This window comes from Cephaloticoccus primus (assembly GCF_001580015.1).
GTDB lineage: Bacteria > Verrucomicrobiota > Verrucomicrobiia > Opitutales > Opitutaceae > Cephaloticoccus > Cephaloticoccus primus.
Genome location: NZ_LSZQ01000060.1, coordinates 1 through 7,623, shown reverse-complemented (window position 1 = coordinate 7,623; position 7,623 = coordinate 1). Strand labels below are relative to the sequence as shown.

Genomic DNA, 7,623 nt, shown 5'->3' with positions numbered 1-7,623 from the left:
GTATTAGTTATTCTCCCCCCCCCCCCCCCCCCCCCCCGAGTATAAGTAATATAAATGGGTGCGGGGGCGCGTTGAGTCCGCAGTGGGGAGCGGGCACTTGGGAGAATATTAATGGTATCGTTACGCTGTACAGAGACACAGAGTTGGAAGGATATAATTCAAGGAGCGGGGGATTTAACCTTAATGGGCATCGGCTAACAATTGGTGCAGGCGGAATAAATCTTTATGAAAACGATCGAGATGCTGGGGTTTATGGGGCTGGGAGTATTACCTCTAGTGTGTCTTATTTAAATATTAATCTTAAGCATGATCGTTGTTTAGGGGGTGGCTATGGTATCAGTTCAGTTATTTCTGATAATAAGGGGGCTAGGGTGGGTGTAAATATATCTGGAGGTGTTTCAGGGTATAGTAATCATATTGACTTCGAAGGAAGCTTATCTAACACATTTACTGGTGATGTCTATATCTCTAACCGCGCGGGGTTACAGCTCTTTAAGAGTAATGGGGTAGTGGCCGTTCGTGGTAATGTTACGGTTTCAGATGGTGGATACCTGCTCCTGTCTAGGAGTAATCAAATTTCCGACTCTTCGATACTTAGGCTCGATGGTAGGAAGCGGGAAGCTGAATTCCTTTTTTCTGGCTATCAGACTTCAGTAATAAGCGAGAAGATCCATCGTGTGGAGGTGACTGGAAATGGGGTGATTGATTACTATCACTCTCTGGATAGACAGCATCCTCATGGTGATCACCGTCTCTACTTAGACGATCTGGAGATTGAGTGGGGTGGACAGTTAACGATTAAGAATTGGATGTTATCGCGCGACTTTCTTTTGGTGCGGAAGGACAGCGAGCACCTAAATGATGCCCTATCGCGGATAAAATTTGAAGGCCACTGGGAATGGCGCGCCGCGCTCAAGGACTTTGATAAAGACTACTGGCAGCTCATCCCCGGGATCCCCGAGCCGAGCACCTATGGCGCTGCTCTTGGTGTAGTGGCCGTGGGAGCCTGCCTTATGCGACGGAGGCAAAAAGCAGCACCAGTGCATCGCCCCCTATGGGGAAGGGCCTCCGCTGACTCGATCTTACACCGTCGGAGGTGACAAAGCGGGGCTGGTCAAGGAGTTTGATATCAGCCTGACTTCAGGGAGATCGCCTACCCCTTTTGTGGCATTTACCAATGTCTTTTTCTCTTCGGAAGTCAGGCTTTTCAAGTCTCCATCGTTGAAATAGACCAGTGCCTTGAGGCTTTCGCTCGGCTGGAAGTTTGGCCCGTATAACAGGCGGGCAGATGCCAGTCCGTGTGACAAACTCACACCGGCATTGATCATTGCTGCGATATCGCGGTAATCTTTTGCCTCTGCACGCTGGAGTATCACTTTAACCTTTGTTGCCATCAGGTCATCAAGAGAAGCGACTTGTAAAACCTCATCATCTGTAACTTCGGGCTCTCCTACTCGCCCAAAGGTAATCGTTCCAAAGAATGAAACCTTGACGCTCTCTTGCCCCGAATGACCACAAGGGGCGAGCATGACCCAGGTATTTTCTTCATCTTGAAGCGTGGTTGATCGTTTTATGAAGGGGAAAGCCGCTTGAATAGCGCTTCGGCTAAGTGGCTTTTCAGAAAAGAAATCAAAATCGACTGAGTTTCGGTGCCCCAATCGAAGTGCAATGGCAGTGCCGCCATATAGGGCAAATCCAAGCCGCGCGGAATTTCTCAGCTCCGGCCACAAAGCTTTCTGGGCATATGGCAATATATCTATGTGTGGCTTGAATTTTCCGATCATGCAACCCTCCTTGTCGGCAGGGCTGGGACCTGATCAATATCGGACAATCCGAGGCGATAGTGCCAATATGTCCACGAGCGTTCGTTGAACTGCCCGGGTTCCGCATCCCTTATAACCTCGCGCAGTGCTTCGTCGCCCACCGTAGAGACAAGCAACTGGACGTCAGCATAATCGCCGATATTCATTACCTGAGCAATCACTCGCCCGGGCATGCTCACGGCTTCCTCTGGTGTCTTCCACCAGATATATTTTTGGGCAAGTGACTTCAGTAAGTCCTGAGTGTGCTGACTCATGATGGCATCATCTTTGTACACGAGAAGCTCTGGGCACAATGCATTATTATCAGTAGTCAAATTTTTAAATGGATTGATCCATCCGGGCGTGGCGGTGGCGCATTTTGAAGTGCGCTGCCCCAATCTGGCGGAGAGGTGATGGCGGGGGGATGAGTGGGGGGCGAGGTCGCTCCCGTTTTTTCACGAGTAAATGTTTTGACTGTGCTACGTGGTAGAAAACCGCAGGAGCCTAGTTTGGGAGGCGGCCCCCGCCCCTGCCGAAATGAAGCGCATTACCGGGGGGGGGGCGCGCCCAAACCCGCACTTCGCGCCCTTCTTTTGAGTTGGCAGGGTTTGCGGGCGGGGGCTTCATCGCCGACCGATGAAATACATTTTCGTGACAGGCGGGGTGGTTTCTTCCCTGGGCAAGGGGCTGACGGCGGCGGCGCTCGGGGCGCTGCTTGAGCTGCGCGGGCTGCGGGTGCGGATCCAGAAGTTTGACCCCTATCTCAACGTCGACCCGGGCACGATGAGCCCGTTTCAGCATGGCGAGGTGTATGTGCTGGAGGACGGCGCGGAGACCGATCTCGACCTCGGCCACTACGAGCGCTTCACCAGCGGCAAGCTCTCGCAGCTCAACAGCCTGAGCTCCGGGCAGGTCTACGAGTCGGTGATCCAGAAGGAGCGCCGCGGCGACTACCTCGGCAAGACCGTGCAGGTGATCCCGCACGTGACCAACGAGATCAAGGAGCGGATCTACGCGGGCGGGCGCGACGCGGATGTATTGATCACCGAGATCGGCGGCACGACGGGTGACATCGAGGGGCTGCCATTTCTGGAGGCGATGCGGCAGTTCGCGCTGGAAGTGCCGGCGGGCGATGTGGTCTTCATCCACGTGACGCTGGTGCCGTTTTTGCAGGCCGCCGGCGAGCTCAAGACCAAGCCCACGCAGCAATCCGTCGCCAAGCTGCGCGAGATCGGCATCCAGCCGCACATCCTCGTGTGCCGCACGGACCGCGCGCTCGACCCGGGGCTGCGCGAGAAGCTTTCGCTGTTTTGCAACGTGCCCGCCAAGGCGGTCGTGGAGTGCCGCGACGTGGAGCACTCGATCTACGAGCTGCCCCTCGCGCTCCAGAAAGAGGGCGTCGATCAACTGGTGGTCGACCTGTTCAGGCTCCAGCGCCCCGCGCCTGCCAGGAACATCTGGCACCAGATCGTGGGCCGCATCCTCAATCCCGCCAGCGAGGTCACCATCGGCGTGGTGGGCAAATATATCGAGCTGCAAGACGCCTACAAATCCATCTACGAATCGATTACGCACGCGGGCATCGCCAACAACTGTCGCGTAAACACGGTGCGCATCGATGCCGAGGATCTGGAGAAGAAGGGCGGGCTCGGAGTGCTGAAAAAACTCGACGCGATCCTCGTCCCGGGCGGCTTCGGCGACCGCGGCACGGAGGGCAAGATCGCTGCGGCCAGGTACGCGCGCGAGCACGGCGTGCCCTATTTCGGCATCTGCCTCGGGCTGCAAATCGCGGTCATCGAGTTCGCGCGCAACGTCCTCAAACTGCGCGGTGCGGACAGTGTGGAGTTTGACGCGGAGGCCGAGCATCCGGTCATCAGCCTGATAGAGGAGCAAAAGCAGCGCATCGATAAGGGCGCGACGATGCGGCTCGGCAGCTACGAGTGCACGCTCAGCGCGGGCTCGCTGGCCGCGCGCGCCTACAAGCAAACGAGCGTGCGCGAGCGCCACCGCCACCGCTACGAGGTCAACAACGCGTACCTGCCCCAGCTACGCGAAGCAGGCCTCGTAATCAGCGGGCTCAATGCGCGCCGCCAGCTCGTCGAGATCGTCGAGCTAAAGGAGCACCCGTGGTTTTTGGCGGTGCAGTTTCACCCCGAGTTTCAATCCAAGCCCGACCAGGCACACCCGCTCTTTGCGGCCTTTATCGCTGCGGCGTTGAAGCGCAAAAAAACGCGCGAAGCGGGCGCCCCGCTGCCTCCGAAAACAAAGGCTACCCGCGCGGGCGCTTCGCAAAAACCCAAGGGTAAACCCTCCCTCCCGCCCCGCACGCCCTCCCGCACGGCGGCCCTCCCGCCCGCTCGCTCCGCGGGCTCGTCCGCCCACTCTTCCCAGCCAGCGTCCCTCTCGCCCACCGCGCCTCGCGCCAAACAATCGAACGCATGAGCCTCTACGATCCCTCCCGCCTCCTCCTCATTGCCGGGCCTTGTTCGCTCGAAAGCGAAGCGATCTGTCGCTGCGTCGCCGAGCAGCTCGTCCGGCTGCGCGAGGCGCAGCCCGAGCTGTGCATCGTCTTCAAAGGCTCCTTTGATAAGGCGAACCGCACCTCGATCACAGGCCCGCGCGGCACAGGCATGGAGGCGGGGCTGGAGCTCCTCGCCCTCGTGAAGCGCGACTACGGGCTGCCTGTGTTGACCGATATCCACGAGCGCGCGCAGGCCGCGCCCGTCGCCGAAGTCTGCGACGTGCTCCAGATCCCCGCCTTTCTGTGTCGGCAGACAGACTTGCTGCTCGCGGCGGCGCAGACGGGCCGCGTGGTAAACGTAAAGAAGGGCCAGTTCCTCTCGCCGCAGGAGATGGTGCACGTGACCGAAAAGCTGCGCGGCGGCGGGGAGCGCGCCGCGGGGGGCAGCGCTACTGCCGCTGCGGCCGCGAGCGCGGCGGGAGGGCCGGAAGTCTGGCAGACCGAGCGCGGCACGACCTTTGGCTACCAAAACCTCGTCGTCGATATGCGCACGTTTCCCATTTTGAAAGGCAACGGACTGCCGACGATTTTTGATGCGACGCACAGCGTGCAGCTCCCCGGTGCAGGCGGCGGCAAGAGCTCGGGAAAGCGCGAGTTTGTGCCGCCGCTCGCGCAGGCCGCGCTGGCCGCCGGAGCGGACGGGCTCTTCATCGAGACGCACCCCGACCCGGATCGCGCGCCCTCCGACGGGCCCAACATGGTTTACCTGCACAAGCTCCCTGCGTTGATCGAGCGCTGCCTTGCCGTGTGGCGCGTCACGCGCGAACCTCTCGAATCGGCCGCGCCCGCGGCGCCGGCGGCTCCCTGAGCCTTGCCGCGCAGCGATGCGCCCGCCGAGCACACACCGTTTTCCTCCAGCTTTTTCCCCCAGCCCAAAAAAAACAAGACCCACTTATGGCCTCTTTCATCATCGATGTGCCGGTGCCCTCAATGGGGGCGACTGCGACCGAGCTAAACGTCATCATCATCAAAGTGCAGGCCGGTGACGCCGTCACCAAAGGCCAGCGACTCGCCGATCTGGAGAGCGATAAATCGACCTTCGAGTTTGAGAGCCCCTGCGACGGCACGATCCATGCGGTGATCGGCAAGCCCGGGGCGACCATGCAATCGGGCGACCCCTTTGTGCAGATCGAGACGAGCGACGAAAGCCTGCGCCACCTCGAATCGAAAACCGCTAAGGCGGCGGGAGCAGGCGGCACAGCGGCTGGGGCAGCGGGCGCGTTGATCTGGACGCCAAAGGCGACGCGGCTGGCGCAGGAGGCGGGGCTCGATCCGGCTACGATTACCGACATCACGGCGACCGGCCCGGGCAACCGCGTCTCGGGTGACGACGTGCAACGCTACCTGAGCGCCCGCCGCAGTTAGCGGCGTGTCGGCCGTGTTGGGCGTGCGCGCTCCGCGTTCGGTGCGGAGAGAATGGGTGCTGCTTTTATGCCGCGCTCAGGAGCGGCAGCGGCAAGGCGTCCTTCTCCAGATTTTTCCTGAAGATGTCGTCCGTGATCCGGGCCGTATCGACTACGTCCACCATTTGCGGCAGGTCGGAGTCTTCGAAGGCTTGTTTCAGCGCGTAGAAAATCGGTCGGGGCAAGGGCTGCCCGCGGCCCGCATCAATCGCTAAATCGATGTCCGATCTCTGGTGGCTCCTGCCATTGGCGCGCGAGCCGAAGACCCAGACTCGCGCATCCGGAAAGTCTTTCAGATGGGCGTGCAACACTGCCTGCACCAGCGCGAGGTGCTCAGGCTTGAGATCGATTTCGCGGGTCATGATGCGTCGCTGCGTTTTTTGAGTTGCGAGTACAGGAACCTGGCTTCGGCGAGGAAGCGCGGGATCACCGCGCAAACTTCGTCTGCATTGGACTGGTCGTAAGTGTGGCTGGTGAGATTTCGCTTGAGCCTGAAATCCCGCCAAACCGCGACCTCCTCCCGCAGCAACCCAAGCGCCCAAGCTTGGCGGATTAGTTCGGCGAAGTCCATGGAGCCGGCCGTTTTGCTGATGGGGGCCTCTTCCTCAAGGTAGCGCGTCAAAAATACCAACGCCAAGGCATAGGTATACTCAAAGCGTTTCACCGATGCGTCGCGCAGTGCATCGTCCTCCGGATCCGAGTTGTAACGCTTCAATATCTCCTCAAGTCGAGAAATCGCGTCGGAGAGTGACTGAAGTTTGAGCTCCATGGAGGCAGACGGTTTGCCCTCTCACTGGCTATGGCAAGAGCGAGCGCGCCTTGCTCCCTTAAGCGCTTTGGAGTTCGTGGCTGAGGATGCTCAGGGCGTAAATGGCGGCGGTCTCGCAGCGCAGGACGAGTGGCCCGAGGGTGACGGGCTCGAAGCCGCAGCTCGCGGCGGCGCTCATTTCGGCGGGCGTGAAGTCGCCCTCCGGGCCGATGAGCCAGAGCACATTCCTGGGGAGGGCTTCGCTCGCGTGGCTTGCGTTGTCCGCAGCTTCCGCGCTTGTGCGTTCCGCGCCGGCTGCGCCTGCACTTGCGGCGCGCGCGGCGGCGTAGTCGCGCAGGACGCTTTTCAGCGAGCGTGCACCTGGTTGCAGGCTGGCGATGAGTTTGAGGTCATAGCCGCGCGCCCCCTGCATAAGGGCGGTAGCGGATTGCAGCGGGGCGATGCGCGGCAGGTGTGCGTTGCCGCATTGCTTGGCGGCTTCGAGCGCGGCGACGCGCCACTTGTCGTGCTTCTTGTCTTGCCGCTGCGCGTCGAGGTGCACCTGGGTGCGCTCGCTCTGGAGCGGCGCGATCTGGGCGACGCCGATCTCGGTGGCCTTGCGCACGATCCGCTCCATCGAGTCGCCTTTGGGCAGGGCTTGGCCGAGGGTGATCGCGTAGGGGAGCGGCTTTATTTTTTGCGCAAAGCGCACGCGCAGTCGGGCGGCGGTTTTGGAGGCGTCGATCAGCTCGCCGATCCACTCGTTGCCGCGTCCGTCGAAGGCGACGACGGTGTCGCCGGGCTGCGCGCGATTGACGGCGACGAGGTGCTGGGACTCGTCGCGCGAGAGCGTGATGGCCTCGGGCTCGGCGACTGGGGGTTCACAAAAAACTCGGAAATCAGGCATGGCAGGAAAGCACCGAGCCAAGCAGGGCGCGCGCCTGTGTGTCGAGAGGGCCTTCTGATTTTAACCGTGCACCACTGCGCGGGCGGCGGTGGCGTGGCGCCCCGTGCTATTGAATTTGGGAATCGGCCTCGTCGCTACGCGCCGAAGCACGATTCCCAAATTTACATGAACTCCCCCTGTCGCGTTGCGACAGGGAGTGGGGCATCAATTGCGGATGGATCGGAAACCCATTGGGGCGAAAT

The 7,623-nt window shown here is 60.4% G+C and carries 9 protein-coding genes; 4 read left to right on the top strand and 5 right to left on the bottom strand.

Features of this window, described 5'->3' with window-relative positions:
- The first annotated feature begins 278 nt into the window (after positions 1-278).
- Positions 279-1,100, top strand: coding sequence for a PEP-CTERM sorting domain-containing protein (locus AXK11_RS09890; RefSeq protein ID WP_156469274.1), 822 nt, complete (start codon positions 279-281; stop codon positions 1,098-1,100).
- Here the strand turns inward: AXK11_RS09890 and AXK11_RS08110 are convergent.
- Together AXK11_RS08110 and AXK11_RS08105 are read right to left on the bottom strand one after the other, a co-directional pair.
- A complete protein-coding gene (locus AXK11_RS08110; RefSeq protein WP_068631097.1) occupies positions 1,083-1,784 on the bottom strand; it encodes a nucleotidyl transferase AbiEii/AbiGii toxin family protein in 702 nt (233 codons plus the stop codon). The two genes, AXK11_RS09890 and AXK11_RS08110, sit on opposite strands and share 18 nt — an antisense overlap.
- Positions 1,781-2,137 carry a hypothetical protein gene (locus AXK11_RS08105; protein ID WP_197456851.1) on the bottom strand — a complete coding sequence of 119 codons (357 nt, stop codon included), beginning with the start codon at positions 2,135-2,137 and terminating at the stop codon, positions 1,781-1,783. The genes AXK11_RS08110 and AXK11_RS08105 overlap by 4 nt, the downstream gene beginning before the upstream one ends.
- Before the next feature lie 301 nt (positions 2,138-2,438).
- On the opposite strand from AXK11_RS08105, the gene pyrG reads away from it, so the two are divergent.
- From pyrG to AXK11_RS08090, 3 genes are all read left to right on the top strand, one after another.
- Positions 2,439-4,244 carry a CTP synthase gene (gene pyrG, locus AXK11_RS08100; protein ID WP_082781048.1) on the top strand — a complete coding sequence of 602 codons (1,806 nt, stop codon included), beginning with the start codon at positions 2,439-2,441 and terminating at the stop codon, positions 4,242-4,244.
- Positions 4,241-5,131 (top strand): 3-deoxy-8-phosphooctulonate synthase, encoded by an 891-nt coding sequence (gene kdsA, locus AXK11_RS08095; protein WP_068631095.1) that lies wholly within the window; start codon positions 4,241-4,243, stop codon positions 5,129-5,131. Before pyrG ends, kdsA begins: the two co-directional genes overlap by 4 nt.
- 86 nt (positions 5,132-5,217) lie before the next feature.
- Positions 5,218-5,688 (top strand): biotin/lipoyl-containing protein, encoded by a 471-nt coding sequence (locus AXK11_RS08090; RefSeq protein ID WP_068631093.1) that lies wholly within the window; start codon positions 5,218-5,220, stop codon positions 5,686-5,688.
- A gap of 64 nt (positions 5,689-5,752) precedes the next feature.
- Here AXK11_RS08090 and AXK11_RS08085 read toward each other — a convergent pair whose 3' ends face one another.
- Genes AXK11_RS08085 through AXK11_RS08075 form a run of 3 tightly spaced genes read right to left on the bottom strand, consistent with a single transcriptional unit; the run spans position 5,753 to position 7,381 of the window.
- Positions 5,753-6,088 (bottom strand): nucleotidyltransferase family protein, encoded by a 336-nt coding sequence (locus AXK11_RS08085; protein WP_068631091.1) that lies wholly within the window; start codon positions 6,086-6,088, stop codon positions 5,753-5,755.
- Complete coding sequence (locus AXK11_RS08080) at positions 6,085-6,495, bottom strand: HI0074 family nucleotidyltransferase substrate-binding subunit (RefSeq protein WP_068631090.1); 411 nt, start codon at positions 6,493-6,495, stop codon at positions 6,085-6,087. Before AXK11_RS08080 ends, AXK11_RS08085 begins: the two co-directional genes overlap by 4 nt.
- Before the next feature lie 58 nt (positions 6,496-6,553).
- Positions 6,554-7,381, bottom strand: a complete 828-nt coding sequence (locus tag AXK11_RS08075) for an RsmE family RNA methyltransferase (protein WP_068631088.1) — start codon at positions 7,379-7,381, stop codon at positions 6,554-6,556.
- Between the last annotated feature and the right edge of the window lie 242 nt (positions 7,382-7,623).